This window comes from Quadrisphaera sp. GCM10027208, from assembly GCF_042658805.1.
Lineage (GTDB): Bacteria > Actinomycetota > Actinomycetes > Actinomycetales > SCSIO-59966 > SCSIO-59966.
In genome coordinates this window covers 269,877-296,842 of the sequence record NZ_JBHSRC010000001.1, presented here as the reverse complement: position 1 = coordinate 296,842, position 26,966 = coordinate 269,877, and the positions used below count along the sequence as shown (strand labels likewise).

General features: G+C 73.1%; 29 protein-coding genes. 22 read left to right on the top strand and 7 right to left on the bottom strand.

The window, feature by feature from the left end; translation table 11 throughout:
* Positions 1 to 317 precede the first annotated feature (317 nt).
* From ACFP6A_RS01540 to ACFP6A_RS01520, 5 genes are all read left to right on the top strand, one after another.
* Positions 318 to 728 (top strand): hypothetical protein, encoded by a 411-nt coding sequence (locus ACFP6A_RS01540; RefSeq protein ID WP_379601031.1) that lies wholly within the window; start codon positions 318 to 320, stop codon positions 726 to 728.
* A gap of 155 nt (positions 729 to 883) precedes the next feature.
* A complete protein-coding gene (locus ACFP6A_RS01535) occupies positions 884 to 1,348 on the top strand; it encodes a hypothetical protein (RefSeq protein WP_379601029.1) in 465 nt (154 codons plus the stop codon).
* On the top strand, positions 1,345 to 2,244 hold the full coding sequence (locus ACFP6A_RS01530) for a hypothetical protein (RefSeq protein ID WP_379601028.1): 900 nt from the start codon (positions 1,345 to 1,347) through the stop codon (positions 2,242 to 2,244). Before ACFP6A_RS01535 ends, ACFP6A_RS01530 begins: the two co-directional genes overlap by 4 nt.
* Positions 2,245 to 2,264: 20 nt before the next feature.
* Positions 2,265 to 2,978: an ABC transporter ATP-binding protein gene (locus tag ACFP6A_RS01525; protein WP_379601027.1), complete on the top strand. Its 714-nt coding sequence runs from the start codon at positions 2,265 to 2,267 to the stop codon at positions 2,976 to 2,978.
* On the top strand, positions 2,972 to 4,114 hold the full coding sequence (locus ACFP6A_RS01520; protein WP_379601026.1) for an FtsX-like permease family protein: 1,143 nt from the start codon (positions 2,972 to 2,974) through the stop codon (positions 4,112 to 4,114). Before ACFP6A_RS01525 ends, ACFP6A_RS01520 begins: the two co-directional genes overlap by 7 nt.
* A gap of 108 nt (positions 4,115 to 4,222) precedes the next feature.
* Here ACFP6A_RS01520 and radA read toward each other — a convergent pair whose 3' ends face one another.
* From radA to ACFP6A_RS01505, 3 genes are all read right to left on the bottom strand, one after another.
* Positions 4,223 to 5,599, bottom strand: a complete 1,377-nt coding sequence (radA, locus tag ACFP6A_RS01515; protein ID WP_379601024.1) for a DNA repair protein RadA — start codon at positions 5,597 to 5,599, stop codon at positions 4,223 to 4,225.
* A 72-nt stretch (positions 5,600 to 5,671) separates the two neighbouring features.
* Positions 5,672 to 6,370 (bottom strand): class I SAM-dependent methyltransferase, encoded by a 699-nt coding sequence (locus ACFP6A_RS01510; protein ID WP_379601023.1) that lies wholly within the window; start codon positions 6,368 to 6,370, stop codon positions 5,672 to 5,674.
* Between the two features lie 19 nt (positions 6,371 to 6,389).
* Positions 6,390 to 7,187 (bottom strand): hypothetical protein, encoded by a 798-nt coding sequence (locus ACFP6A_RS01505; protein ID WP_379601022.1) that lies wholly within the window; start codon positions 7,185 to 7,187, stop codon positions 6,390 to 6,392.
* Between the two features lie 77 nt (positions 7,188 to 7,264).
* On the opposite strand from ACFP6A_RS01505, the gene ACFP6A_RS01500 reads away from it, so the two are divergent.
* The 4 genes from ACFP6A_RS01500 to proC are packed head-to-tail and all read left to right on the top strand — an operon-like array spanning position 7,265 to position 10,874.
* Complete coding sequence (locus ACFP6A_RS01500) at positions 7,265 to 8,200, top strand: Ppx/GppA family phosphatase (RefSeq protein WP_379601021.1); 936 nt, start codon at positions 7,265 to 7,267, stop codon at positions 8,198 to 8,200.
* Positions 8,201 to 8,228: 28 nt separating this feature from the next.
* Complete coding sequence (locus tag ACFP6A_RS01495; protein ID WP_379601020.1) at positions 8,229 to 9,071, top strand: sugar phosphate isomerase/epimerase family protein; 843 nt, start codon at positions 8,229 to 8,231, stop codon at positions 9,069 to 9,071.
* A gap of 37 nt (positions 9,072 to 9,108) precedes the next feature.
* Positions 9,109 to 10,056 carry a proline dehydrogenase family protein gene (locus ACFP6A_RS01490; protein ID WP_379601019.1) on the top strand — a complete coding sequence of 316 codons (948 nt, stop codon included), beginning with the start codon at positions 9,109 to 9,111 and terminating at the stop codon, positions 10,054 to 10,056.
* 2 nt (positions 10,057 to 10,058) lie between these two features.
* On the top strand, positions 10,059 to 10,874 hold the full coding sequence (gene proC / locus ACFP6A_RS01485) for a pyrroline-5-carboxylate reductase (protein WP_379601017.1): 816 nt from the start codon (positions 10,059 to 10,061) through the stop codon (positions 10,872 to 10,874).
* Between the two features lie 214 nt (positions 10,875 to 11,088).
* Here the strand turns inward: proC and ACFP6A_RS01480 are convergent, their stop codons facing one another.
* Both ACFP6A_RS01480 and ACFP6A_RS01475 read right to left on the bottom strand, forming a co-directional pair.
* Positions 11,089 to 11,757 carry a potassium channel family protein gene (locus ACFP6A_RS01480; protein WP_379601016.1) on the bottom strand — a complete coding sequence of 223 codons (669 nt, stop codon included), beginning with the start codon at positions 11,755 to 11,757 and terminating at the stop codon, positions 11,089 to 11,091.
* Positions 11,750 to 13,174: a TrkH family potassium uptake protein gene (locus ACFP6A_RS01475; protein WP_379601014.1), complete on the bottom strand. Its 1,425-nt coding sequence runs from the start codon at positions 13,172 to 13,174 to the stop codon at positions 11,750 to 11,752. Before ACFP6A_RS01475 ends, ACFP6A_RS01480 begins: the two co-directional genes overlap by 8 nt.
* 120 nt (positions 13,175 to 13,294) lie before the next feature.
* On the opposite strand from ACFP6A_RS01475, the gene ACFP6A_RS01470 reads away from it, so the two are divergent.
* The 5 genes from ACFP6A_RS01470 (at position 13,295) to ACFP6A_RS01450 (ending at position 17,347) form a co-directional block, all read left to right on the top strand.
* Positions 13,295 to 14,479, top strand: coding sequence for an acetoin utilization protein AcuC (locus ACFP6A_RS01470; protein ID WP_379601012.1), 1,185 nt, complete (start codon positions 13,295 to 13,297; stop codon positions 14,477 to 14,479).
* 140 nt (positions 14,480 to 14,619) lie between these two features.
* Positions 14,620 to 14,820 (top strand): helix-turn-helix domain-containing protein, encoded by a 201-nt coding sequence (locus ACFP6A_RS01465; RefSeq protein WP_379601011.1) that lies wholly within the window; start codon positions 14,620 to 14,622, stop codon positions 14,818 to 14,820.
* A gap of 188 nt (positions 14,821 to 15,008) precedes the next feature.
* Entirely contained in the window at positions 15,009 to 15,107 is a 99-nt protein-coding gene (locus tag ACFP6A_RS01460) for a 30S ribosomal protein bS22 (protein WP_003792170.1), read from the top strand.
* A 79-nt stretch (positions 15,108 to 15,186) separates the two neighbouring features.
* Complete coding sequence (locus ACFP6A_RS01455) at positions 15,187 to 16,248, top strand: NAD-dependent epimerase/dehydratase family protein (RefSeq protein WP_379601010.1); 1,062 nt, start codon at positions 15,187 to 15,189, stop codon at positions 16,246 to 16,248.
* Positions 16,238 to 17,347, top strand: a complete 1,110-nt coding sequence (locus tag ACFP6A_RS01450; RefSeq protein WP_379601009.1) for a lysophospholipid acyltransferase family protein — start codon at positions 16,238 to 16,240, stop codon at positions 17,345 to 17,347. Before ACFP6A_RS01455 ends, ACFP6A_RS01450 begins: the two co-directional genes overlap by 11 nt.
* Positions 17,348 to 17,597: 250 nt before the next feature.
* On the opposite strand, the gene ACFP6A_RS01445 is transcribed toward ACFP6A_RS01450, so the two are convergent.
* Positions 17,598 to 18,491, bottom strand: coding sequence for an HAD family hydrolase (locus ACFP6A_RS01445; protein ID WP_379601008.1), 894 nt, complete (start codon positions 18,489 to 18,491; stop codon positions 17,598 to 17,600).
* A 25-nt stretch (positions 18,492 to 18,516) separates the two neighbouring features.
* A complete protein-coding gene (locus tag ACFP6A_RS01440; protein ID WP_379601007.1) occupies positions 18,517 to 19,269 on the bottom strand; it encodes a CAP domain-containing protein in 753 nt (250 codons plus the stop codon).
* A 123-nt stretch (positions 19,270 to 19,392) separates the two neighbouring features.
* Here ACFP6A_RS01440 and ACFP6A_RS01435 point away from each other — a divergent pair, with 123 nt between their 5' ends.
* The 8 genes from ACFP6A_RS01435 to ACFP6A_RS01400 all read left to right on the top strand — a co-directional run bounded on the left by ACFP6A_RS01435 (position 19,393) and on the right by ACFP6A_RS01400 (position 26,898).
* Positions 19,393 to 19,668 carry a glutaredoxin family protein gene (locus tag ACFP6A_RS01435; protein ID WP_379601006.1) on the top strand — a complete coding sequence of 92 codons (276 nt, stop codon included), beginning with the start codon at positions 19,393 to 19,395 and terminating at the stop codon, positions 19,666 to 19,668.
* A gap of 132 nt (positions 19,669 to 19,800) precedes the next feature.
* Positions 19,801 to 20,508 (top strand): redox-sensing transcriptional repressor Rex, encoded by a 708-nt coding sequence (locus ACFP6A_RS01430; protein ID WP_379601004.1) that lies wholly within the window; start codon positions 19,801 to 19,803, stop codon positions 20,506 to 20,508.
* Positions 20,505 to 21,854, top strand: a complete 1,350-nt coding sequence (locus ACFP6A_RS01425) for a glutamyl-tRNA reductase (protein ID WP_379601002.1) — start codon at positions 20,505 to 20,507, stop codon at positions 21,852 to 21,854. Before ACFP6A_RS01430 ends, ACFP6A_RS01425 begins: the two co-directional genes overlap by 4 nt.
* Positions 21,851 to 22,864: a hydroxymethylbilane synthase gene (gene hemC / locus ACFP6A_RS01420; RefSeq protein WP_379601001.1), complete on the top strand. Its 1,014-nt coding sequence runs from the start codon at positions 21,851 to 21,853 to the stop codon at positions 22,862 to 22,864. The genes ACFP6A_RS01425 and hemC overlap by 4 nt, the downstream gene beginning before the upstream one ends.
* Entirely contained in the window at positions 22,861 to 24,474 is a 1,614-nt protein-coding gene (locus ACFP6A_RS01415; protein ID WP_379601000.1) for a uroporphyrinogen-III synthase, read from the top strand. Before hemC ends, ACFP6A_RS01415 begins: the two co-directional genes overlap by 4 nt.
* On the top strand, positions 24,474 to 25,454 hold the full coding sequence (gene hemB / locus ACFP6A_RS01410; protein ID WP_379600999.1) for a porphobilinogen synthase: 981 nt from the start codon (positions 24,474 to 24,476) through the stop codon (positions 25,452 to 25,454). Before ACFP6A_RS01415 ends, hemB begins: the two co-directional genes overlap by 1 nt.
* A 137-nt stretch (positions 25,455 to 25,591) precedes the next feature.
* A complete protein-coding gene (locus ACFP6A_RS01405; protein ID WP_379600997.1) occupies positions 25,592 to 26,155 on the top strand; it encodes a YceI family protein in 564 nt (187 codons plus the stop codon).
* Between the two features lie 290 nt (positions 26,156 to 26,445).
* Positions 26,446 to 26,898: a MarR family winged helix-turn-helix transcriptional regulator gene (locus ACFP6A_RS01400; RefSeq protein ID WP_379600996.1), complete on the top strand. Its 453-nt coding sequence runs from the start codon at positions 26,446 to 26,448 to the stop codon at positions 26,896 to 26,898.
* Positions 26,899 to 26,966: the final 68 nt, after the last annotated feature.

The following is a 26,966-nucleotide window of genomic DNA, read 5'->3' as shown; positions in this document are numbered from 1 at the left end:
TGACCTCCCGGCTCGGTTACGGGGCGTCCCCGCGGGTGCCGGGACCTTGGGCAGTGTATTGCGGCTGTGCGTCTGGCGCTGGCGCCCTGATTCGCCGGCACCGAGTGGTAGGTACAAGCCGGCCCTTCCGCGATCCGTTGGGCGACCGACGTTGCGCAGACCCTGGACGTGCGGGAAGGGCACGCCGGCAGTTCAGAACCATGGGCCGATCGAACTGACTCTTTCCATCGACGGAGCACGTCTTGGGTCTCGACTCCAGTCCGGGCGCAGCTCTGTGGGTCAGTGCTTTGACCCAGCCAGGCGACTGCCGGAGTTCGGTGCTTGACAACACCGGGCCTCCCCGCCAAGTCTTCGCGGTGCGGGCGCGCGCCCTCACCGGGGGTAGGGCTCATCCCGAAGTCCAGTCCTCGGGGGACAAGGGAGAGGACAAGAGGGATGAAGATCCGCAGCATCGCCAGCGCCGTGCTGGCAGCAGGTCTGCCCACGGCGGCACCATGAGCGTGAAGCAGAGGGATACGGACCCGAACAACAACCGGTACTACTGGGCTGTGTCGAGTAACGGCAACTCCCTCAGCCGGAAGGCCGCCGCCGACGGTGGAACCGTGAGCTGGACCAGCGTAGCGAGTAGCAACTATACGTTCAGGACCCGGACGGTCTCCGACCAGAACTGCAACGGCATTCTCCCCGGGCTGGGCAACACCACCCTGGCCTGGACCGTTACCCCGTGACCGTCAGCCGTGCCGGGCGACTCTCGGCGCCCGGCACGGCCCGTCTCTGTCTTTCCAGTGGGCATTGCAGACCTTCACGCATTCTGAGTGTGGCTAAGGGGGGTGGACCTGTCGTGCTCCGTCGACTGCATTCCGTGGTGGGACTGGCTTCAGTCATGGCTGTCGTCCTGGCGGGCTGCTCCTTGAGCAACGACGAGACGCCCAGCACCTCGGACCAGGCCTTCGCCGGGCTGGCGACTGATGTAGTGGAGGAGGTGCTGGCCTCCCCGGTGGCACAAGACCGGGTCGCCGGTGACGAGCCCGCCGTTGCGTTGGCTCGTTACCAAGGGATGGTGCGCAACTTCATCATGTGCAGGGACGCCTTGGCCGCATACCGAGAGTGGATAAGCACCGGCGTCGCGCCGGAGCTACCGCCGCAGCCCGTGCCGGCGTACCCGTCACCGACGGCGGTTGACATGGACCGCGACATTCAGATGGTCCAGCAGGATCTGGCCAGCGGCGACATCACACTGCTGCGAGACCGGCTGACCGACCCGTCGGGGTGCGGTGTGTGGATTCCGGCCGAACAGGGAGACTACAACGGTCCAACGATAGCTGAGGTTGTCGAGGGGGGGCTGTGACCTCGCGCCGACTGGCCGCCACTGCGATGCTGGCAGTGGCGTCGTTCACGATACTGGCGGGTTGCAGCGGTGACGATGAACCGACGGGGTCGGCGGCAGGACCCGGCACGGCGGCTCCGTCGTCAACAGCTGACACTGCCTTGACTGTCCAGCCGTCGGCCTTCGAGGTCACCTACCGGCTTGACGGGATCGTTGCAAGCAGTCCGGTGGTAGGGATCGACGTCCCTCCTGGGACGCAGTTCATACCCGCGGTCACCTCCGGCACGCACGTGCTCGAAGGAGGACGACTGGGTTCCCTGGAGATCGTGGAAACCGCCGACGACAGGCTGGGCGGGACCGTGGAGGAGTCCCGGCGCAGGCTGGCCATGGCCCGGTCCGGGGAGGTGACCGCGCCGGTAGCGGGAACGGTTCAGGTCGATGGCGGCGCGGCACGCGTTGAGACCGCCGGTTTGGACGTCGTCGTGACCCTCCACCCATTGCAGGAACTGCGCTACCGAGCCTTGGAGTTCTCGGGTACCGCAACGGTGGAAACCGTGCTGGGCCAGCGCCAATCGGAATGCATGGCCGTATGGCTCGAAGCGTTGCCCGCCGCAAGCGACGACGCGGACTCTGTTGCGACGTCTGCCGTGCACTGCCGTCTTCCCCCTCATGTGGAAACTGCGGCGGGGTTGCCGGCCGTGCTCACCCTCACCTCGAGCCGCCAAGCCGACGTCATCGCCGTCCCACTCATCTACATCGGGCTGGACGCGACCGGGCAGGACTACATCGCCCGCATCCGGGAGGGCGCTGCTGTCGTTGACCGGGCCGTGGTGGTGGGAGTCACCGATGGGGTTCGCAGAGTCATCGCTGAGGGGCTGGAGTCCGGAGACGCGCTCATTCCCGTGTCCTCACCGTGAAGCGAGGCTGGAAACAGGTCATGGCCGATGACCCCGTGGTAGCCCTGGATCGTGTCAGTGTCCGCTACGACACCCCCAGCGGTTCGGTGCAGGGGCTTGAGGACGTGACGTTAAACGTCCGCCCGGCCACCTCGACGTCCGTGATGGGCCGGTCTGGGTCCGGAAAGTCAACGTTGGTCTCGGTGCTGTCCCTCCTCAGACGTCCGACCGCCGGTCGCGTCCTGATCGGGAACCGGGACGCCGGTGCGCTGTCGGACCCAGCGCTGTCCCGGCTGCGGGGCTCTGCTGTAGGGACCGTGTTCCAGAGTTTCCATCTCGATCCGGGGTTCACCGCCGAGACCAACGTGCTTCTGCCCTGGTACTTCAGCGGCGCCGTGCCCCGTCGTCGCGCTCGCGCCCGCGCTGCCCAGCTGCTGGAGGCACTGGGCATTCCGGAGCTGGCTCATCGGCACCCTTCGCAGATGTCGGGTGGGCAAAGGCAACGTGTAGCGATCGCCCGAGCCCTGTTTGCGGCTCCGCCTCTCCTGATTGCCGACGAACCTACCGGGAACCTGGACGAGGACACGGCGTCAGCGGTGGCGGACGCGCTGTACTCCCTGCCCGAGTCCTTGGGCACCGCCGTCGTCGTGGTCACTCACGACCCAGATATCGCCCGTAGGGCGGATCGTTGCATCACTCTCGCGCGTGGCCGTATAACGGCCGACGGGCACCCCGCTGCGCAGGTCCGGTGTTAACCGTGGCATGGCGGACCGTACGCCTGGCCGCCGCGGTCAACGCCCGTTCGAAGCTCAAGTTCGTCCTGCTCACCGTTCTCGTCACGATCAGTACTACCGTCTTCCTGGCCGTCTCGGAGCTCGCCAGGGCATCGACCGCCGACCTGACCGCGGCCATCGAGTCCGATCTGGGCGTGGCCGGCACATACAGTATCCAGCCTTCTCCCGAGCTCGGCCTAACTGTCGACCAGCAGCTACGGGCCGTGCAGGGAGCAGTCGCCCCGTTCACTGAGCGGGCACTTCAAGTAGCCGTTCACTTCCCGTCCGTCCAGCCGGAGTGCCCCCCGTTCGAGCAGTTCGGCGCGGTTTCCGCCGTAGTCCTCCTCGACGAAGCGGGCGGGCCGGCTCCGTTTCGCAACGGCGGTGTCAGCTTCACCGACGCCGACCTGTGCCTGGCGGGACTAGTCGTGCCCAACACGGCGCTTCGGGAGGCGACTCCTTATGAGGACAGGAGCTTCGGTGCCAATCTGGTCGTGGATCCGCTCTACGAGCAGCAGCTGCGCCTGTCGCAGCCCGAGCCACCGCAGTATGTCTTCGTCGTCACCACCGGCCTTGCGCAAGACCAGACTCTCGAGCTGAGCAGTGCACTCCACGAGGCCTTTGCCGACGCCGCCGCCCAGGCCTCCATCCGCACAGAGAACTCCGTCGTCGTCCTCAGGGAGGACTCCGGGGACCTCGTGCGCTCCGCTTCTGACGGGATCCAGCTGGTGTACGGCCTGATCGGCTGGGGCGTTCTTCTGATTGGTGGGATCGGGCTGCTTGTCGCCGAACTCATCGTGCTTCGGGACCGTACGTGGTTCTTCGGCCTGGCGCGCGCCGTCGGCGCACGGCGCTGGAACGTCGCCTGGCTCATCCTCGCCGACATCCTCATCATCATGGCTAGCGGCTTGGGTCTCACGCTAGCTCTGCTGTTGCTCACCTCCGGCTGGGTGACGCGGTTCGGGGAGACTGCCTTCCAGGTTGACCTAGCCATTCTGCGCCCGGCCGCCTTGCCCGGACTCGCGCTCGGGCTCACGTTCGTTCTGCTCCTCGGTGGTGCCTACCCGGCCTGGCGAGCCACCCGTCTGGACCCCCTCGACGTGCTGGAACGCGGCTAGGGCTAGGGGAGCCGGTTTGCGCCTGCGTCGCAAAGATCGTGACGCCGGACGACCCTGCCGGTCCACGGTCTGGTGTGCAGGTCCGTGCCCAACTCGTGCAGATCCCGTTCACAGCGCGCGCAGCCGGGCCTGCCGCAGCGCCCCGGGAACGTCCTCGACCTCGATGACGCGCATCCCCTCGGGGGCCGGTTCGACGTCCGCCCCGCCGCGGGGTACCACGGCGGCGGTGAACCCGAGCCGGGCGGCCTCGGCGAGACGGCGCTGCAGCCCGGTCACCGGCCGCACCTCGCCGGCGAGCCCGACCTCGCCGAAGGCCACCGTCCCGGCGGCCAGCGGCCGGTCCAGCACCGCGCCGGCCAGCGCCAGGGCAGTCGCCAGGTCGGCGGCCGGCTCCCCGAGGCGCACCCCGCCCACCGTGGCCACGTAGACGTCCTGGCCGGCGAGAGCCAGCCGGGCACGCCGGGTCATCACGGCGACGACCATCGCGACGCGGGCGGAGTCCAGCCCGCTGACCGCACGGCGCGGGTTCGCCGCGGACGACGGCGCGACCAGCGCCTGCACCTCGGTCACCAGGGGACGGCGTCCCTCGAGGGTGACGGTCACGCAGGTGCCCGGCATGGGGGTGTCGCCGGAGGACAGGAACAGTCCGCTCGGGTCCGGCAGGCCGACGATCCCGGTGTCGGACAGGTCGAAGCAGCCGACCTCGTCGGTCGGCCCGTACCGGTTCTTCACGGCCCGCACCAGCCGGAGCCGGGAGTGCCGGTCGCCCTCGAACTGGCAGACGACGTCGACGAGGTGCTCGAGCACCCTCGGCCCGGCGATCGAGCCGTCCTTGGTCACGTGCCCGACGAGCAGGGTGGCCACGCCGCGCTCCTTGGCCACCCGGATGAGGGAGGCGGCGACCTCCCGGACCTGGGAGACGTTGCCGGCCGAGCCCTCCACCTCCGCCGAGGCGACCGTCTGCACCGAGTCGACGACCAGCAGGTCCGGGCGCACCTGCTCGATCTGCCCCAGCACGGCGCCCAGGTCGGTCTCGGCGGCCAGCATCAGCCGGGGCCGCAGCGCGCCGATCCGCTCGGCGCGCAGGCGCACCTGTGCCGCGGACTCCTCCGCGGACACGTACAGCACGGTGCGGCCGTCCTGGGCGGCCCGCGAGGCGACTTCCAGGACCAGCGTCGACTTGCCGACGCCGGGCTCCCCGGCCAGCAGGACGACGGCGCCAGGGACGAGGCCGCCACCCAGCACGCGGTCGAGCTCGGCCACCCCGGTCGGGCGGGCGCGGGCCGCGTCGACGTCCACCTCGGCGATGGGCCGGGCCGGGTTGCCCACCGGGGTGGCGGCCGGCGTCCGGGCCCTGGCGGCTCCGGTCTCCTCGACGGTGCCCCAGGCCTGGCACTCCCCGCACCGGCCCACCCACTTCGACGTCTCCCACCCGCACTCGGCGCAGCGGAAACCGGCTCGTGGGCGGGACGCCTTGCTCGTCATGGCGTCACCGTAGGTGGCGCCACCGACAGCGGTGACCGCTGTGCCGTCAGGACCAGTTCGCGACTGCCGCCGTCAGCCCGGCGTCGTGCGCCACCAGAGGTTCACGGCGTAGTCGACGCCGCTGCCGGGGTGCTCGGCGAGGATCTCCTCGGCCAGCGCGGGGGTGAACTCGATCCGGACGACGGCCTCGAACACCGCCCGGTCCGGCATCTCCCAGCGGATGTCGAGCGACTCGCGCTGCCAGCCGCGCCGGGCCCAGAACCGCTCGACGGCGGCCGGGTCGTACCCGGGCAGCGCACGCCGGAACCAGGCCCCGAACGTCGAGCGGGTCGCGTCGTTGTCGACGACGAACGCCGTACCGCCGCGGCGCAGCACCCGGTCCAGCTCGGCGAGGCCGGGCTCGCAGCCGGGCCCGAAGAAGTACGCCCACCGCGCGTGCACGACGTCCACCGAAGCGTCCGGCAGCGGCAGGGTCTGGGCGGTCCCGGCGAGCACCTGCACCGTGGGCAGGTCGCGCACCCGGTGCCGGGCCCGGGCGAGCAGCGGAGGGTGCGGTTCCACCCCGACCACCCGGGCGGCGTCCGCCGCGAAGTACGGCAGGTGGAACCCGGTGCCGCAGCCGACGTCGAGGAGCACCTGCCCGGCCCAGTCGTGCCGGGCGCGCATCGCCGCCTCGATCACCCCGTCCGGGTCGACGCCCCGGTTCTCCGCCTCGTAGACGTCCGGGTGGTCCCAGATGTTCGGGCTCGGGACCGTGCCCGGCAGCCTCACCGTCGCGTGCCCGGCCGGCTCACGGCCGCCGGGCCTCGCCGCGGGCGGCGGCGGTGGCCGGGTGCACGTACAGCGGCAGGCTGCGACGGCGCGGGCGCAGCGCCTCGCAGTGCCGGACGATCTCCGCGTACGCGGCGTCCCCGACCAGCTCGCGCAGCTCGGCCTCGCTGGAGCGGTAGATCGGCACCGCGGCGACGTGCGCCTCGGGGCTGCCGGTGCAGTACCAGTCGAGGTCGTGACCGCCCTCGCCCCAGCCCCGGCGGTCGTACTCGCCGATGCTCACCTCCAGGTAGCTGGTCCCGTCCGGGCGCTCGACGGTCCGGTAGGTCCGGCGCAGCGGCAGCTGCCAGCACACGTCGGGCTTCGTCTCCACGTAGGACACGCCGCGCCGGGCGGCCAGGTGGTGCAGCGCGCAGCCGTACCCGCCGGGGAAGTCCGGGTCGTTGAGGAACACGCAGGCGCCGTCGACGACGCGGGTCTTGCGGGCGCCGTCCTCGTCGACCTCGACCCAGCCGCCGGCCCGCCGCCGCCCGGCGTCCCGGCGCTGCCAGGTGGCGTCGTCCAGCTCGCGCACCCAGCGCCCCACCCGGCGCTCGTCGTCGGTGTCGGAGAAGTGCGCCCCGAGCGTGCAGCAGCCGTCGGCTGGCCGGTCGGCGAAGATCCCGCGGCACCCGCGGCCGAACACGCAGGTCCAGGACGACGTCAGCCAGGTGACGTCGACCCGGAACACCTGGGGCGCCGGTCCGGCGTCCGGGTCGTGCTCGGGATCGGGGAACTCCACCCACAGCCGGGGTACGTCGAGCGGGGTCTCGGCCATCCCGGCAGGGTACGGCGCGACGAGCCGGCGGGACCGGCGGCCCCGGCGCGGGCCCGGCAGGGCTAGCGTCGCTCGGTATGCGGCTCGGCGTGCTGGACGTGGGCTCCAACACCGTCCACCTGCTCGTCGTCGACGCCTACCCCGGAGCGCACCCGTGGCCGGCTACGTCGCACAAGCGGACGCTGCGCCTCGCCGAGCACCTCGACGCCGCCGGGTCGGTCCGCTCGGACGGCGTGGACGCGCTGGCCACGTTCGTCGCCGAGGCCGCGGAGGTCGCCGAGGAGCAGGGCTGCCAGGAGCTGCTCGCCTTCGCCACCTCCGCCGTCCGCGAGGCCTCCAACGGCGAGGCCGTGCTCAGCGCCGTCCGGCAGCGGACCGGGGTCGACCTCCAGGTGCTCCCCGGGGACGACGAGGCCCGGCTGACCTTCCTCGCCGCGCGTCGCTGGTTCGGCTGGTCGGCGGGCCGGTTGCTCGTGCTCGACATCGGCGGCGGCTCGCTGGAGCTGTCGATTGGCATCGACGAGGAGCCGGACGTCGCGTTCAGCCTGCTGCTCGGCGCCGGTCGTCTCACCCGCGAGCGGCTGCGGCACGACCCACCGCACCCGCGCGAGGTCAAGGACCTGCGCCGCCTCGTGCGCGCCGAGGTCGCCGAGATCGTCCGCCCGCTGCGCAAGCCCGGCACGCCGGACCTCGTCGTCGGCTCCAGCAAGACGTTCCGGTCCCTGGCCCGGGTGGCCGGCGCGGCCCCGAGCAGCGAGGGCCTCTACGTCCAGCGGGTGCTGCGCCGAGACGACCTGGCCGCACTGGTGCCCCGGCTGGCCCGGATGCCCGCTGCCGAGCGGGCGCGGCTGCCCGGGGTGTCCGTGGAGCGGGCACCGCAGCTGCTCGCCGGCGCCGTCGTCGCCGAGGCGGCGATGGACCTGCTCGAGGTGCCCGTACTGCGGATCTGCCCGTGGGCCCTGCGCGAGGGGATCATCCTGCGCCGGATCGACCGGATGGCCGCGGGACGCTGAGCTGCGGAGGTATCTACCCTTGGCGGTCGTGGACCCGAGCCAGCAGGGGCGCCCGGTGCGGACGCCGGACGTACCGGTGACCCTGTCCACCGCCTCGGTGTACCCGCTGCCCTGCCCGGAGGCCTTCGCGGCCGCCGCCCGCCTGGGGTACGACGGCGTCGAGGTCATGGTCTGGAACGACCCGGTGAGCCAGGACCCGGAGGCGCTGCGGCGGCTGTCCCGGCACTACGGCGTCCCGGTGCTCTCCGTGCACGCGCCCACCCTGCTGCTCACCCAGCGGGTCTGGGGCCGGGAGCCGTGGGGCAAGGTCACCCGGTCGGTGCGGATGGCCGGCGAGCTCGGCGCCTCCACCGTCGTCGTCCACCCGCCGTTCCGCTGGCAGCGTGAGTACGCGGCCGGTTTCGTCGACGGCATCGCCGAGGTCCAGCAGGGCACGGACGTCGCCGTGACCGTCGAGAACATGTACCCGTGGCGGGCCGGGACCCGGGAGGTGATGGCCTACGCACCCGGGTGGGACCCCACCGAGCACGCCTACGAGCACGTCACCCTCGACCTGTCGCACACCGCGACGGCGTCCGTCGACGGGTTGGTCATGGCCCGGGCGCTCGGTGGCCGGCTGCGCCACCTGCACCTCGCGGACGGCGTCGGCCTGGCCCGCGACGAGCACCTGGTGCCCGGGCGCGGCACGCAGCCCGCTGGCGAGGTGCTCGAGCACCTCGCCGAGATCTCCTTCACCGGCACGGTCGTCGTCGAGGTCAGCACCCGCCGGGCGCGTTCGGCGGCGGAGCGGGACGACGACCTGGCCGAGTCCCTGGCGTTCGCCCGGCTGCACCTGGCCGCCCCCGCGGCGAGCGACCCGGCCGGGCGCTGACGCCGGCGCCCGCCGGTCCCCGCGTACCCTGCGGCGCATGCTCGACAACGCGCTGCGCACGGTGCTGCTGCAGGCCGCCCGCAGCCCCGGGGTGCGCACGGTGGTGGAACGCGCCCCCGGCTCGCGCGCGGTGGTGCGCCGCTTCGTCCCCGGCACCGGCTCCGAGCACGCCGTGGAGGCGTCCCGCGACCTGCTCGCCGGCGGGGTGCGGGTCACCGTCGACCACCTCGGCGAGGACACCACCGACCGCGCCCGGGCGGACGCCGTCCGGGACGCCTACACCGCCCTGCTCGGCCGGCTCGCCGACGCCGGGCTCACCGCGGACGGCGCGGTCGAGGTGTCGGTGAAGCTGTCCGCCGTCGGGCAGGCGCTGGGCCCGGACGGTCCCGCGGTGGCGACCGCGGCCGCCCACGCGATCTGCGAGGCCGCCGCTGCGGCCGGGACGACGGTCACCCTCGACATGGAGGACCACACGACGACCGACGCCACCCTGGAGACCCTGCGCACCCTGCGGGCGGACTTCCCGTGGGTGGGCGCCGTCCTGCAGGCGTACCTGCGCCGCACCGAGGGGGACTGCCGGGACCTGGCCACCGCCGGGTCGCGCGTCCGGCTCTGCAAGGGCGCCTACGACGAGCCGGCGTCGGTGGCGTTCCAGGACAAGCACGAGGTCGACCGTTCCTACGTGCGCTGCCTCACGGTGCTCATGGCCGGGCCCGGCTACCCGATGGTGGCCACCCACGACCCCCGGCTCATCGACATCGCCGGGGCGCTCGCCGTCCGGCACGGGCGGGGCCAGGGCGGTTACGAGTTCCAGATGCTCTACGGGGTCCGGCCGGACGAGCAGCGGCGCCTGGCCGCGACCGGTGAGACCGTCCGGGTCTACCTGCCGTACGGGCAGGACTGGTACGGCTACTTCATGCGGCGGCTGGCGGAGCGGCCCGCCAACGTCGGGTTCTTCCTGCGGTCGCTGATGACGAGAGGATGACGGTGGGCGACAACGGCACGGTCGCGGTGCTCGGCGCCGGGGTGATGGGGGAGACCCTCGTCTCGGGGCTGCTGCGCGCCGGGTGGAGCAGCGACGACATCGTGATCACCGAGCGGCGGCCCGAGCGCGCTGCCGAGCTCGCCGAGCGCTACGGCGTCCGGGTGCTCGACAACGCCGGGGCCGCGGCGCTGGCGGACACCGTCGTCCTCGTCGTCAAGCCGCAGGACATGGCGGCCCTGCTCGAGGAGATCGCCGGGGCACTGCGGCCCGGCGCCCTCGTCGTGTCCATCGCCGCCGGGATCTCGACCGCGTTCGTGGAGTCCCGGCTGCCGGCGGGCACCCCGGTCGTGCGGGTGATGCCGAACACCCCGGCGCTCGTCGACGAGGGGATGGCCGCGGTCAGTCCCGGTGCGCACTGCGACGAGGAGCACCTGCAGCGAGCCGAGGCGATGCTGCGGGCCACCGGGCGGGTGCTGCGGGTGCCCGAGCACCACCAGGACGCGGTCACCGCCATCTCCGGCTCCGGGCCGGCGTACATCTTCTACGTCGTCGAGGCGATGATCGAGGCCGGCGTGCTGCTCGGCCTGCCCCGGGCGACCGCGACCGAGCTCGTCGTCCAGACCCTCTACGGCGCGGCGACGATGCTGCGCGAGACCGGCGAGCACCCGACCGTCCTGCGCGAGCAGGTGTCGAGCCCGGCCGGGACGACGATGGCCGCGTTGCGCCAGCTCGACGACCACAAGGTGCGGGCCGCGTTCCTCACCGCGATGGAGGCTGCCCGGGACCGCTCCCGCGAGCTGTCCTCCGGCAGCGCCTGACCGCCCCTCACCACCCCCTCGTGATCATGCAATCCCGCCACCCTGCACGACCACTCTGCCCGCTTCCAGAATGCTGGGTTGTTGGCGCGACACGCCGGCAGAAGGGTGACGGACGCAGCATTCCGTGAGGGGGCGTGGTCGGCGTCGTCCCGGGTCGGCTGGTCGGGGGGTGGCGGAACTGCATGATCACGAAGGGGGGGGTTCGGCCCTCCGCTCACGGGCGGGCCGCGAACCGCTCGATGAGCTCGGTGTGCCCGGAGACGATGAGGGTGTCGTGCGCGGTGACCATCGTGTCGGGCAGCGCGTAGGTGAAGTCCTGCCCCGGTGACTTCACCCCGACGATCGTGACGCCGTACTTGCGGCGCACGTTCGACTCGGCGAGCGTGAACCCCTGGGTCTCCTTCGGCGGCCTCATCTTCACGATCGCGAAGCCGTCGTCGAACTCGATGTAGTCGAGCAGCTTGCCGCTGACGAGGTGAGCGACCCGCTCGCCGGCGTCCGCCTCCGGGTAGACGACGTGGTGGGCGCCGATCCGCTCGAGGATCCGGCCGTGGGACGGCGTGATGGCCTTGGCCCAGATCTGCTTGACGTCCAGGTCGACGAGGTTCGCCGTCGCCAGCACGGAGGCCTCGATGGAGGTCCCGATACCGACGACTGCGATCGGGAAGTCCTCGACGCCGAGCTGGCGCAGCGCGTCGATGCTCGTCGCGTCGGCCTCCACGACGTGGGTGAGCCGGCCGGACCACTCCTGGACCAGGTCGGGGTTGCGTTCCACGGCGAGCACCTCGTGCCCCAGCCGGTTCAGCGCGTCGGCGATGGCGCTGCCGAACCGTCCCAGTCCGACGACCAGCGCGGCGTCCTCGTGCAGCCTCTTGTCAGCCAATGATGGGCCTCTCCTCCGGTAGCCGGAACATCCTGCGGCGCTCCCGCAGGGCGAGGGCGGCGGCGAGCGTCATCGTGCCGGTCCGCCCGATGAACATCGTCGCGGTCAGCAGGTACTTCGCGCCGTCGGGCAGGTCACCGGTGATACCGGTGGACAGCCCACAGGTCGCGAACGCCGAGATGGTCTCGAACAGCGCACGGTCCAGCGTGTGGTTCGTCATCGCCATGAGGCCGATCGTCGACAGCAGGACGACCGTGGCGCCGACGAGCAGAACCGTGACGGCGATCCGGATGCTTCCGGCGGGCACCCGCCGGCGGAAGCCCTCGACGTCGACGTCTCCCCGGGCCTCCGCGACGACGGCGAGGACGAGCACTGCCAACGTCGTCACCCGGATACCGCCCGCGGTCGACGCGCTGCCGCCGCCGATGAACATGAGCGCGTCGGTGACCAGCCACGACTCGGGGTTCATCGCCCCGGTCTCCACCGTGGAGAAGCCCCCGGAACGTGGCATCACGGCCAGGAACAGCGTCGCGAGCAGCCGCTCCCCGACGTCCAGGCGGGCCAGGGTGGCGGTGTTGCGCCACTCCATGGCGCCCAGGACGACGAACGCGAGGACCAGCAGCACCGTCGTCGCGGTGAGGGTGATCTTGGTGTGGAGGTCCCACTCGCGCGGCCGCCAGGAGCGCAGGACGACGAGCAGGACGGGGAACCCGAGGCTGCCGACGAACACGCCCGCGGCCATCGGGAGCACGAACCACGGGTCGCCGACGAACTCCTGGAGGCCCTCGGGGTGGGCGATGAAGCCGACGTTGTTGAAGGACGAGACCGCGTAGAACACGCCGTGCCAGCTGGCTTGGGCGAGAGGCTCGCCGAGGGCCAGGAAGCGCGAGGTGAGGACGACGAAGAGCACCGCCTCGATGCTGAGCGAGACGATGAGGATGGTGCGCAGCAGGGAGCCGACCTCGCCGAGCCGCAACGCCTTCGTCTCGCTCGCGGCGATGAGCCGGGTCCGCAGACCGAGCCGGCGCGAGACCGCAACGCCGAGGATCGACGCCAGGGTGAGCACGCCGATGCCGCCGACCTGCATGGCGACGAGCAGCACCCCCTCGCCGAACGGCGAGAAGTACTCCGGGATGTTGACGGTCGTGAGTCCGGTGACACACACCGCGGACGTGGCCACGAACAGTGCGTCGGCCAGGGGGGCGGGCTGCCCGCTCTCGGTGGCGAACGGCAGGGAGAGCAGGGCGGTGAAGAAGGCGATGACGAACACGAACACCGTGAGCGCCAGCCGGGCCGGGGAGGACCGAGCCGCGTCGTCGATGGTGTCCCGCCACCACAGCGCGCCGAAGCGGCGCCCGCTGGAGCGCCCGCTGCGGCGCGCCGGACGCTGCCGCGGGTGCGTCTCGGCGGACGTCATGGCTGGTACTCCTCGCAGACCGGGACCGGCGGCACCCACCGGCGCGCCGACGCTACCGCCACGCGGCGGCGCGGGCAGGCAGGCGGCACCGCGTGGCAGGTGGGGCGGTAGCGTCACGTCATGGCGAGTGGCGCGCGTGTGGTCTGGGAGCCGGCGTTCGCCCGGTACGACTTCGGTCCGACGCACCCGATGGCCCCGGTGCGACTCGAGCTCACAGCACGGCTCTGCGAGGCTCTCGGTCTCTTCGACGTCCCTGGCGTGCGAGTCGCGGGGGCGGACGCCGCACCCGACGAGCTGCTCCGAACGGTCCACGAGGCGACGTACGTCGAGGCTGTGCGCGCGGTGTCCCAGGACCCCACTCTCGTCGACCTCGACCACGGCATCGGCACCGACGACGATCCGGGGTTCGCGGGGATGCACGAGGCGAGCGCCCGGGTGGTCAGCGGCACCGTCGAGTGCGTCGAGGAGGTGTGGTCCGGTGAGGTGCTCCACGCCGTGAACTTCTCCGGCGGCCTGCACCACGCGATGCCCGACCGGGCAAGCGGGTTCTGCGTCTACAACGACGTCGCCGTGGGGATCCGGCGGCTGCTGGAGGCCGGGGCCCGCAAGGTCGCCTACGTCGACGTCGACGTCCACCACGGGGACGGCACGCAGGCGGTGTTCTGGGACGACCCCCGGGTGCTCACCGTGTCGGTGCACGAGACGGGGCGGATGCTGTTCCCCGGTACCGGCTTCCCCGACGAGATCGGAGGGTCCGGCGCCGAGGGGTCGGCGGTCAACGTCGCGCTGCCGCCCGGCACCGGGGACGGCGGGTGGTTGCGGGCCGTGCACGCCGTCGTCCACCCGGTGGTGCGCGCCTTCGGACCCGACGTGCTCGTCACCCAGCACGGTTGTGACACGCACTTCCTCGACCCGCTGGCACACCTGGCGGTCTCCCTGGACGCCCAGCGCGTCGCGGCCGAGTCCCTCCACCGGTTGGCGCACGAGGTGTGCGACGGGCGGTGGGTGGCGACGGGTGGGGGCGGGTACGAGCTGGTGGACGTCGTCCCCCGGGCGTGGTCCCACCTCGTCGGGATCGCCGCCCACGCTCCGGTGGACCCGGCGACACCGGTGCCGCAGGAGTGGCTCGACTACGTCCGGGTGCGGCTCGGGCGGCAGGGCCCGTTGCGGATGACGGACGGTCGGGACCCGTGGTGGCGGGGCTGGGAGATCGGCTACGACCCGGAGGACGCCGTCGACCGTGCCGTGATGGCGACCCGCAAGGCGGTGTTCCCGCTGTACGGTCTCGACCCCTGGTTCGACTGACCCGGCCGGGGGACGGTCGTCGTCCGCTGACTTCCCACCGGTCACAGCAGCCCCTAGGGTGTGCGCTCTGGGACACGGGTGGGCGTGCAGGCATGGTGCCGGCGCGGCCGAGGCCGTGCTGGCGAAGGACCGGGTGCGAGATGGCGTCTGACCGAGACCTCAACGAGGTGCGGTTTCTCACTGTCGCCGAGGTGGCGGCGATCATGCGCGTGTCCAGGATGACCGTGTACCGGCTGGTGCACTCCGGTGAGCTGCCCGCCGTCCGGGTCGGCCGCTCGTTCCGGGTGCCCGAGCAGGCGGTGGACGACTACCTGCGGCACTCCTTCGTCGACACCGCCTGAGGTTCGTCGGCACCGCCTGAGGTTCGTCGGCACCGCCTGACCGGCGTCGCCGGAGGCTGCCGTCGTCCGCGGACGGTAGGCTGCTCCTGGACCAGGCGGATGCCGGACGCTGCAGGACAGAGCGGCGCGCGCCTGCCGGAGACAAAGCCGGCACCCGGTGGGTGCCCAGACCGACTGTGAGGAACCGCGTGGGCTCCGTCATCAAGAAGCGCCGCAAGCGCATGGCGAAGAAGAAGCACCGCAAGCTGCTGCGCAAGACACGCCACCAGCGCCGTAACAAGAAGTAGCGTCCGGCCGGGTACCCGGCCGGACGTCGACGCCCGTCACGCCCCGTCGTGGCGGGCGTCGTGGCACAGGGAGGACAGCATGGCGGACGTCGTCCTGGTCACCGGGGTGTCCCGGTACCTCGGCGGCCGCTTCGCCTCGATGCTCTCGCGCGACCCCGGCATCTCCCGCGTGATCGGCGTGGACGTCGTCCCGCCTCCGCACGACATCGGGGCTGCGGAGTTCGTCCGCGCCGACATCCGGAACCCGGTGATCGCCAAGGTGATCGCCCGCGCAGAGGTCGACACCGTCGTCCACATGAACGTCATCGCCACCCCCACCTCGGCCGGCGGGCGGGCGTCGATGAAGGAGATCAACGTCATCGGCACCATGCAGCTGCTGGCCGCCTGCCAGAAGGCGGCCAGCCTGCGACGCCTCGTCGTGAAGTCCACTGCCGGGGTGTACGGGGCCAGCCCGCGCGACCCGGCGCTGTTCACCGAGGACATGGGCCCGAAGGTGATGCCCCGCACGGGCTGGGCCAAGGACTCGGTCGAGGTGGAGGGCTACGTGCGCGGGTTCTCCCGTCGCCGGTCCGACGTCGACGTCGCGGTCCTGCGGCTCGCCAACTTCATCGGTCCGCGCGTGCGCACGGCGCTGACCGACTACTTCGAGCTGCCGGTGGTGCCCACCGTGCTGGGATTCGACCCGCGGTTCCAGGTGGTTCACGAGGACGACGGGCTTGAGGCGCTGCGGCTGGCGACCCTCGGTGACGTCACCGGCTTCCTCAACGTGGCGGGCGACGGGTTCGTCACCGTCCACCAGGCCGTCCGGATGGCGGGGCGTCCTGCGCTTCCCGTCGCTGCCCCGCTGATGTCGGCGCTGGGCTCGGCGGTGCGCTCCGCCGGGCTGCTCGACTTCACCCCTGACCAGGTCCGGTTCCTCTCCTACGGCCGCGGTCTGGACACCACTCGGATGCGCGCCGACCTGGGGCTCGAACCGAGGTGGACGACGAAGGAGGCGGTCGAGGACTTCGTCCGGTCCCGCCACCTGAGCGGGCCGCTGTCGCCGGCCGTGGTCGAGGTGGCCGAGCGGACCGTGCTGTCCACCGTGTCCCCGGCCCTGCGCCGGGCGCAGTCGTTGGTGGAGGCGGTGCGTGGTGCCTGACGCGCGGGTGCTCCCGTTCGGGGCGGACGCCGTGGCCGTCGGCGCGGCGCGCGCCGGGGACGAGCGGGTCCGACGCCGACGCCGCACCACCCCGCTCATCCAGGGCCCGGCGGCCGCCGAGCACGCCTCGGCGGAGCCGGCCGCCTCGGCGTCCGAGCCCCCAGCGGCCGAGCACGAGGACCGCCGGGCCCGGTTGCGCCGGGAGGCCGAGGACGTCGGCCACCGGCTGGCCGAGGAGCTGCGTGAGGCGCCGACTCCGAACGAAGTGGAGGAGTACCTCGCCCGGTCCCTGGCCTTCCTGCGCCGACGGCTGACCGGCGACTACACGATCGACGACTTCGGCTTCGACGCCGAGCTGACCGACTCCGTGCTGCTGGGGCTGCTGCGGCCGCTGTACCGCCGGTGGTTCCGCGTCGAGGTCCGGGGGATCGAGAACATCCCCCGGACCGGTAGTGCGCTCGTCGTCGCGAACCACTCCGGGACCGTCGCGCTGGACTCCCTGATGACCCTCGTCGCGGTGCATGACGAGCACCCGGCGCACCGCCACCTCCGGATGCTCGGCGCCGACCTCGTGTTCGCCACCCCGTTCATCGGTGAGCTGGCCCGCAAGACCGGGTCCACGCTCGCGGCGAACGCCGACGCCGAGCGGTTGCTGTCCCGGGGCGAGCTCGTCGGCGTCTGGCCGGAGGGCTTCAAGGGTGTCGGCAAGCACTTCAGCGAGCGGTACAGGCTGCAGCGGTTCGGGCGCGGGGGGTTCGTCTCCGCCGCGCTGCGCACCGGGGCCCCGATCGTGCCGTGCTCGATCGTGGGGGCCGAGGAGATCTACCCCATCCTCGCGACGATGCCCACGCTGGCGCGGCTGCTCGGCCTGCCGTACGTGCCGGTCACCCCGACGTTCCCGTGGCTGGGTCCGCTCGGGCTCGTCCCGCTGCCGACGAAGTGGCTCATCGAGTTCAGCGAGCCGGTGGCGACCGACGAGTACCCCGAGGGCGCGGCGGACGACCCGATGCTCGTGTTCGACCTCACCGACCAGGTCCGCGAGACCATCCAGCAGACCCTCTACTCCCTGCTCGTGCAGCGCCGTTCCGTCTTCTTCTAACCCCTCCGTGACTTCTTCCAACCCCTCCGTGACTTCTTCCAACCCCTCCGTGATCATGCAATCCCGCCACCCACCGGCTGCCGGCCGGGCTCGCAGAATGCTGGGTTGGTGGCGCGACACGCCGGTCACGATGTGCTGAGCACAGCATTCTGTCACCGGGGCTGGGGTGGCGGGATTGCATGATCACCGGGGGGTGGGGTGGCGGGATTGCATGATCACCGGGGGGGAGGGGAGGGGTTGGGGTGGGGGGTCAGGGCTTGTCGGTGAGGAGCCGGCGGGCACGCCGGCGACGGGCCAGCGCCGTCGCGGCACCTGCGACCAGGCCTCCTGCGCCGAGGGTGGGCACCCCGACCCGCGCCACCCGGCGGCCCCGCCGGTAGTCCCGGATCTCCCAGCCTCGCTGTCGGGCGACCGCCCGTAGCCGCTTGTCCGGGTTCACCGCGACCGGGCGCCCGACGACGGACAGCAGCGGCAGGTCGTTGGCCGAGTCGCTGTAGGCGGCGCAGGCGGCCAGGTCCAGCCCCTCCCGCTCAGCCAGGGCACGCACCGCCCGGGCCTTGGCCTCCCCGTGCAGCACCTCGCCGACGAGGCGGCCGGTGTAGACGCCGTCCTCCTGCTCGGCGACGGTGCCCAGCGCGCCGGTGAGGCCGAGCCGGCGCGCAATCACCTCGGCCACCTCGGCCGGGGTGGCGGTGACCAGCCAGACTCGCTGGCCGGCCGCGAGGTGGGCACGGGCCAGCTCGCGGGTACCCGGCCAGACCTTGCGCCGGATGACCTCGTCGTAGATCTCCTCCCCGAGGGCGGTGAGCTCGGCGACCGAGCGCCCGGCGACCAGCTCGAGGGCGCGCTGCTGGGCGTCGGCGACGTGGCCGAGGTTCTCCCCTCGGACGACGAAGGACAGCTCCTGCCACGCAGAGCGAAGGATGTCGCGGAAGCGGAACATCCGGCGCCGGTACATCCCCCGGGCCAGGTAGAACAGGCTGGCGCCGCGGACGACGGTGTTGTCGACGTCGAAGAACGCCGCCGCGACCGGGTCCGGGTCCGGGATGCGGGGCTCGGCGGTCGACGCACTGGCAGCGGACGCGCGGGCGGCCTGGGACGCCGCGTCCCGGACCCGGGTGCGCCGGGTTCGCCACAGCTCCATCGGCCTCAGCGTAGGCGGCGGACAGTCAGCTCCGCACGGCTCGCAGGACATCCGCGAAGCGCAGCGCCTGCTGGACCGGGTCGCCGGCCGGCGCTGTGCCCGGACCGGCCGCCGCGGCGGCCGCCCGGCGGCGGAGCAGCTCCTCGGGGGACGGCGGGGGCGGCGGGGTCGGTCGGGCGCGGCCCGTCGTCCCCGACCCGGACGACGTCCCCGACCCGGACGACGTCCCCGACCGGGTCGAGGGCGCGGTCGCCGTCCCGGACCCCGACGAGCCGCCGGACCGGCCGGTTGCCGCGCCGTCTCCCGGGGCCGGCTTCGCCGCCGCCGTCGCGCCGGCCGGGGCCCGGAACACCTCGGTGACCCACAGCCGCCCACCCGACTCGACGACGGCCACGCCGACCTCGGTGTAGTCCCTGTCCAGCACGTTGGCGCGGTGGGAGGGCGAGTCCATGAACGCCCGGTGGATGGTCGCGGCGTCCGGGCCGTACCCGACGTTCTCCCCGACGTAGCGGTACCCCGAGACCTGGGAGGCCAGCGCCGGGTTGTGGGCGAGCGTGCCACTGGCTGCCATCTGTCGGCTCCACGCCGCCGCTACCGAGGTCAGGTCGCTCCGGCTGGACAGGGCCGGCAGCCCGGCCGAGGCCCGCGCCGAGTTGATCATCGAGACGAAGGCGCTCCCGGAGGCGTGCGCGGTCGGCGCCAGCAGCAGCCCGGTGGCGCCGATGAGCGCCAGGAGCAGCGCCAGCGCGACGCCGGAGGCGGTCACTCGACGAGTCACGGGGCGCTCCTTCAGGCTGATGGGTCACACGACATACACGTTCCGTATCGGTCTGATCACGCTGAGGCTTGAGCCGGATCGCCCGAGCTCGCCCCCGGGGCGGCGACGTGCCACCCTTGGCCGGTGCCTGCCGTCGTCCGAGTCGAGCTGCTGACCCGACCGGGCTGCCACCTGTGCGACGACGCCCGCGCGGTGGTCCGCCGGGTCGCCGAGCAGACCGGGGTCGGGTGGCAGGAGCGCTCCGTCGACGAGGACGCGGTCCTGCTCGCGGAGTACTCCGAGCTGGTCCCGGTGGTGCTCGTCGACGGCCGGCGGCACGCGTACTGGACCGTCGACGCGGACCGTCTGCGCGCTGCGCTGACCGGCCCACGCCGCGGGCCGACCTGGCTCCGCCGGTAGCGCCGGACCCCCTGACGCCGCCTGCCGGGGCCCCGCTATGCTCCGGCGACTTTGTGCGTGCGTTCACAAACGCCTACGCTGGGACGTCTCCAGTCTTCGTTGCCTCCCTGCTGCTAGGAGCCGGCGCACGCCGTGACCGTCGTCCCCACCGCCACCACTCGCCGCCGTCCGCCGACCGCCTCCCGCGGCGTGCCCGACGCGACGGTCGCGAGACTGCCGGTGTACCTGCGGGCACTGACCACGCTCGCTGCCAAGGGTGTGGCGACGGTGTCCTCCCAGGCGCTCGCCGAGGCAGCCGGGGTCGGCCCGGCCAAGCTCCGCAAGGACCTGTCGTACCTGGGGTCCTACGGCACCCGCGGGGTCGGCTACGAGGTGGACCACCTCATGTTCCAGATCTCCCGGGAGCTGGGCCTGACCCAGGACTGGCGGGTCGTGATCGCCGGGATCGGCAACCTCGGGCACGCGCTGGCCAACTACGGCGGCTTCCTGTCCCGTGGCTTCACCGTGGCGGCACTGCTCGACGCCGACCCGGACGTCGTCGGTGAGCACGTCGCCGGGCTCAAGGTCAGCCACGTCGACGACCTCGAGGACGTCGTCCGCTCGACCGGGGCACGGATCGGCGTGCTGGCCACCCCGGCCGGCGCCGCCCAGCCGCTGTGCGACCGGATGGTCGCGGCCGGCATCACCGCCATCCTCAACTTCGCCCCGGTCGTGCTGCAGGTCCCGGCGGGCGTCGAGGTCCGCAAGGTGGACCTGTCCACCGAGCTGCAGATCCTCGCCTTCCACGAGCAGCGCAAGGCGGCCGCGGACGCCGTCCGCGGGATGGCGGTGGCACCGTGAGCGTGCTCGTCATGGGCCTGTCCCACCACACCGCGCCGCTGGACCTCATCGAGCGCGCCGCCCTGGACGCCCACGGCACCCGAGAGCTGTCCCGCACCGTCGCCGCGGGGGAGTACGTGCACGAGACCGTTGTGCTCGCGACGTGCAACCGGCTCGAGGTGTACGCCGCGGTCAGCACCTTCCACGGCGGGGTCGCCGACGTCGGCTCCGCGCTCGCCGACCGGATCGGCGTCCCGCTGGAGGACCTCACCGAGCACCTCTACGTCCACTACGCCGACCGTGCCGTCCAGCACCTGTTCGAGGTGGCCTGCGGACTCGACTCGATGGCCGTGGGAGAGTCCCAGGTGCTCGGCCAGGTGCGGGCGGCGCTGCGCCGCGGCCAGGAGGACGGCACCGTCGGGCGCACCCTGGACCCCCTGCTGCAGCACTCGCTGCGGGTCGGCAAGCGGGCCCACACCGAGACCGGCCTCGACCACGCTGGTCACTCCCTCGTCGAAGCGGGCCTGGCCGACGTCGAGCAGGTCGTCGGGCCGCTGGAGCAGGCACGGACCCTCGTCGTCGGCGCCGGCGCGATGAGCGCCCTCGCCGCCACCACCCTGCAGCGGATGGGCGCGACCTCGGTGACGATCGCCAACCGGACCGCCGCCCGCGCCGCCCGCCTCGCCGAGGCCGTGGGCGGCGACTGGCTCACCCTCGAGGACGCCGACGCCCTCGCCGACGCCGTCGCCGACGCTGACGTCGTCCTGTCGTGCACCGGCGCCGTCGGCTACGTCCTGACCGAGGCGCTGCTGCGCGAGGCGAACCGTCGCCGCGGCGGCGCACCGCAGCTCGTCCTCGACCTGGGCCTGCCGCGGGACGTCGACCCGGGGGCCGCCCGGCTGCCCGGGGTCCGTCTCGTCGCCCTGCGCGACCTGGGGGAGCGCCTGGCCGGTACCGCGACCGGTGACGGGATCGAGGCCGCCCGGGCGATCGTCGCGCAGGAGGTGGACGCCTACCTCGCCGAGCAGCGGGCCGCCGAGGTGACGCCGACCGTCGTCGCCCTGCGCGGGTTCGCGCGCGAGGTCGTCGGCGCCGAGCTCGACCGGCTGCGCCAGCGGCTCGGCGACGACCTCGACCCGCAGACGGAGGCCGAGGTCGCCCAGACGGTGAACCGCGTCGTCGACAAGCTCCTGCACACCCCGACCGTCCAGGTCAAGCGGCTCGCCGCGACCGAGCCCGGCGGCGCCTCGTACGCCGCGGCGCTGCGCGAGCTGTTCGGGCTCGACATCAGCGGCGTGGCCACCGTGAGCGACGTGCTGCGCTCGGCGCCGCCGGCGCCCGCGACGACGCGGGAGGGGGACGCGTGAGCGGCGCCCGTCCGCTGCGCCTGGGCACCCGCCGCTCGGTGCTGGCCCGCAGCCAGTCCGAGCAGGTGGCGGCTGCCCTGCGTGCGGCCACCGGCCGCGACGTCCACCTCGTCGAGGTCGTCACGGCCGGTGACACCTCCACCGCGTCCCTGTCGTCCATCGGTGGTACGGGCGTCTTCGTCTCCGCGCTGCGGGAGGCGCTGCTCGCCGGGCAGGTCGACCTCGCGGTCCACTCCCTCAAGGACCTGCCGACGGCACCGGCGGACGCCCTCGTGCTCGCTGCCGTCCCCGCCCGGGAGGACCCGCGGGACGTCCTCGTCGCTCGCGGCGGCGCCACCCTCGGCGAGCTCGGTGCCGGCGCCCGGGTCGGTACCGGATCCCCACGTCGCGCGGCACAGCTGCGCGCCCTCGGTCTGGGCCTCGAGGTCGTCGACGTCCGCGGCAACGTCGACACCCGGCTCCGCCTCGTCGCCGACGGCCGCCTCGAGGCCGTCGTCCTGGCCCGGGCCGGGCTGCTGCGGGTCGGCCGGGCCGGCGAGGCGAGCGAGGTGCTCGACCCGCTGCAGGTGCTGCCCGCCCCCGGGCAGGGCGCGCTCGCGCTGGAGTGCCGAGCCGACGACGAGGAGACCAGCGCGGCGTGCGCCGCGCTGGAGGACGCCGCCACCCGCTACGCGGTGACGGCCGAGCGGGCCCTGCTGGCGGCCCTGGAGGCCGGGTGCACCGCACCGGTCGGGGCGCTCGCCGACCTGGCCGAGGGCGAGGAGGGCCCTGAGCTGTTCCTTCGGGCGGTCGTCGCGGCCCCGGACGGTTCCCGGACGCTGCGCCGCTCCGCCACCGGCCGACCGGACGACGCCGCCGGTCTCGGCCGCCGGCTCGCCGCCGAGCTGCTCGAGGACGGCGCCGCCGACCTCGTCGCCGCAGTGCTGAGCGGCCACCCCGCCACCGCAGACCAGACGACAGAACCGCACCACGACACGGCGGCCCCGGCCGCCGGGAGGGTTGAGACGTGACCGCCCGCACCGCCAAGAAGAAGCCCCTCGGCACCGTCGCGTTCGTCGGCGCCGGGCCGGGTGACCCGGGCCTGCTGACCGCCCGGGCAGCGGACCTGCTCGCCTCCGCCGAGGTCGTCGTCGTCGATCAGGGATCGACCGCGCAGCGCCTCGCCGAGCGCACCTGCGCCGACGTCGAGCTCATCGACGCCACGTTCGCGGAGAACGGCCAGCCGCTGAGCCACGCCGCCCGTGCCCGGCTGCTGGTCCGCGCTGCCAAGGCCGGTCAGCGCGTCGTCCGGCTGCTCGACGGGGACGGGGTCACGTTCTCCGGCATCGCCGAGGAGATGGTGGCCTGCCGCAAGGCCGGGGTGCCGTTCGAGGTCGTCCCCGGCGTCTCGCCGTCCGTGGCGGTACCGGTCTACGCGGGGGTCCCGCTGGGTACCCGGGGCACCAGCACCGTGCACGTCGTCGACGCCACCGGCCGCATCGTCGCGGACTCGCTGACCTCGAGCGCCGACACCCTCGTGCTCCTCGGCGGCCCGGACGACATGGTCGTCGCCTCCGAGGTGCTCGTCGACGCCGGGCGCGGAGCCGACGAGCAGATCGTGATCACGGCGGCCGGCACGACCACCGAGCAGCGGACCGTCGTCACCACTCTCGGCTCGGTCTCGGCGACGCTGCGCTCCGCCGGCACGGCGCTGACCGGGAGCCTGGTGGGGGTCGTCGGACCGGGCGTCGAGGTGCGCGAGAACGCGTCCTGGTTCGAGACCAAGCCGTTGTTCGGCTGGCGGGTGCTCGTGCCGCGCACCCAGCAGCAGTCCGGTCCCACGGTCGAGCGGCTCGCCGCATACGGGGCGGTCAGCGAGGTCGTGCCGACGATCTCCGTCGAGCCGCCACGCACACCGCACCAGATGGAGAAGGCGGTCAAGGGCCTGGTCACCGGCCGGTACGAGTGGATCGGCTTCACCTCGGTCAACGCCGTGCGCGCCGTCCGGGAGAAGTTCGTCGAGTTCGGCCTGGACGCCCGCGCGTTCTCCGGGCTCAAGGTGGCGGCCGTCGGTGGAGCCACCGCTCAGGCGCTGCGCGAGTGGGGCATCGAACCTGACCTCGTGCCCTCCGGCGAGCAGTCCGCTCAGGGCCTGCTGGCCGAGTGGCCGCCCTACGACGAGGTGCTCGACCCCATCAACCGGGTCTTCCTGCCCCGGGCGGACATCGCCACCGACACCCTCGTCGCCGGCCTGCAGGCGGGCGGCTGGGAGGTGGACGACGTCACCGCGTACCGGACCGTGCGGGCCGCCCCGCCGCCCGCACCCGTGCGCGACGCCATCAAGACCGGGGCGTTCGACGCCGTGGTGTTCACGTCGTCCTCGACGGTGCGCAACCTCGTCGGCATCGCCGGCAAGCCGCACCCCTCGACCGTGGTGGCGTGCATCGGCCCGGCGACAGCGAAGACCGCCGAGGAGCACGGGCTGCGAGTCGACGTGCTGGCACCCGAGGCGAGCAGCGCCGCCCTCGTCGACGCCCTGGCCGAGTACGGCACCGGGCTGCGGGCCAGCGCGCTCGAGGCGGGCGAGCCGGTGCTGCGCCCCAGCGAGCGGCGTCCGTCCGCGCGGCGCAAGGCCCGCTGATGCCCTACCCGGCGGAGCGTCCACGGCGGCTGCGCTCCACCGCGGCGGTGCGCTCGCTCGTGGCCGAGCACCGGCTGGCCCCGGAGCGACTCGTGCTGCCGCTCTTCGTCAAGGAGGGGCTGCGCGAACCGGCCCCGGTGAGCAGCATGCCCGGGGTGGTGCAGCACACCCCGTCCTCGCTCGTCGACGCCGTCGGTGAGGCCGTGGACGCCGGCGTGGGCGGGGTCATGCTGTTCGGCGTCCCGGCCGAACGGGACGCGGTCGGCAGCTGCGGGACCGACCCGGACGGCGTCCTCAACGCGGCGCTGCGCTCGGTCACCGCCGCCGTCGGGGACCGCACCGTCGTGATGGCCGACCTGTGCCTCGACGAGTTCACCGACCACGGGCACTGCGGCGTGCTGGACGAGCGCGGCCGGGTCGACAACGACGCGACCCTCGAGCGCTACGCCGCGATGGCGCTGGCGCAGGCCGACGCGGGGGCTCACCTGCTCGGGCTGTCCGGGATGATGGACGGCCAGGTCGGCGCCGTCCGGACGGCGTTGGAGGACGCCGGTCGCAGCGACGTGCTGCTGCTCGCCTACGCCGCCAAGTACGCCTCCGCCTTCTACGGGCCGTTCCGTGACGCCGTGGACTCCGCGCTCCAGGGGGACCGGCGGACCTACCAGCAGGACCCGGCGAACGCCGTCGAGGCGCTGCGCGAGGTGCGCCTGGACGTCGCCGAGGGCGCCGACGTCGTCATGGTCAAGCCCGCGCTGCCCTACCTCGACGTCCTGTCCGCGGTCGCGGCCGAGGTCGACGTGCCCGTGTGGGCCTACCAGGTGTCGGGGGAGTACGCGATGGTCGAGGCCGCCGCGGCCGCCGGGATGATCGACCGGCGGGCCGCCGTCCTGGAGACGCTGCTGTCGGTCCACCGCGCCGGCGCCGGGGCGGTGCTGACCTACTGGGCCGTCGAGGCCGCCCGCCTGCTGCGGGCCGGCTGACACCTGCCTCGGCGGACGTCGCGGTGCTCAGGACGCGAGATGGCTCCGGAATAGTTGAATCGTCAAGGAGGTTCCCGCTCACGTCCCTGCCGGACGCCGTCACGGCGCCGGCCCCGACCACGTGAAGGAGCCCGAGCATGAGCGAGACCACCACCACCCAGCTGCCCGCCGGCCTGACCCCCGGGACGTACGTCGTCGACCCCGCGCACTCCGAGGTCGGTTTCACCGCCCGGCACGCGATGGTCACCAAGGTCCGCGGCACGTTCAACGACGTCCAGGGCACGATCGTCATCGGCGACGACCCCGCCAGCTCCAGCGCCACCGCGACCATCCAGGTCGCCTCGGTCGACACCCGCAGCGCCGACCGGGACGCACACCTGCGCTCCGCGGACTTCTTCGACGTCGAGAACTACCCGGAGATGACCTTCCGTACCACCGGCGTCCGCCCGGACGGCGAGGACTACCTCGTCGACGGCGAGCTCACCATCAGGGGCGTCACCAAGCCGGTGACTCTCAAAGTCGAGTTCACCGGCGTGGCGACCGACCCGTTCGGCAACCAGCGGGCGGGCTTCTCCGGTGAGACCGAGGTCGACCGCGAGCAGTGGGGCCTGACCTGGAACGCCGCCCTGGAGACCGGCGGCGTGCTGGTCAGCAGGAAGGTCCGCCTGGCGTTCGACGTCAGCGCCATCAAGCAGTCCTGACCTCGGGCCACCTCCCCGGCGCCGCGGTGGCAGGTCTCGTCCTCAGGAGACGTGGCGGCCACCGCGGCGCTCGTCCGTTGCGCGCGGCCGAGAGTGGCGGGCTCGGGTGGCCGGACTGCAGGAACGCCTCATGGCCCTCCAGCACAGAATGCTGCGTTCGGCGCTGCTGTGCCGGCGTGTCGCGCCGCCAACCCAGCATTCTGCGAGCCTGGCCGGTGGCCGGGTGGGTGGCGGGACTGCATGATCACGAACAGGGGGTTCTGGCTCATCACGAGGGGTAGGGTGACGGGGTGGTCCGGTGGCTGGACGCCGAGGAGCAGCGCGTGTGGCGCGCCTTTCTCGAGGCCGACCAGCGGCTGTGGGACCGGCTCTCCCGCGAGCTGGACGAGCGCAGCGGGCTGTCCCTGCCGGAGTACGAGATCCTCGTGCGGCTCTCGGAGGTGCCCGAGCGCGCGCTGCGGATGAGCCAGCTCGCCGACCGGCTCGTGCACTCCCGTAGCCGGCTCACTCACACCGCCCGGCGGATGGAGCAGCGTGGCCTGGTCCGGCGCGAGGCCTGTCCCGGCGACCGGCGCGGCGTCCTGTGCGTCATGACGGACGCCGGCTGGGACGAGCTCGTCGCGGCCGCCCCGGTGCACGTCGAGGGCGTCCGCAGCCACCTGTTCGACCAGATGACCCCCGAGGAGGTCGCGGCCTTCGGGTCCGCGATGGCCAAGGTCGCCGCCCACCTGCGGGAGACCTGACCAGGGTCGTGCCCGTGGGTGGCGGGATTGCATGATCACGGAAGGGGGGGTGGGGTGGGCGTGGGGGG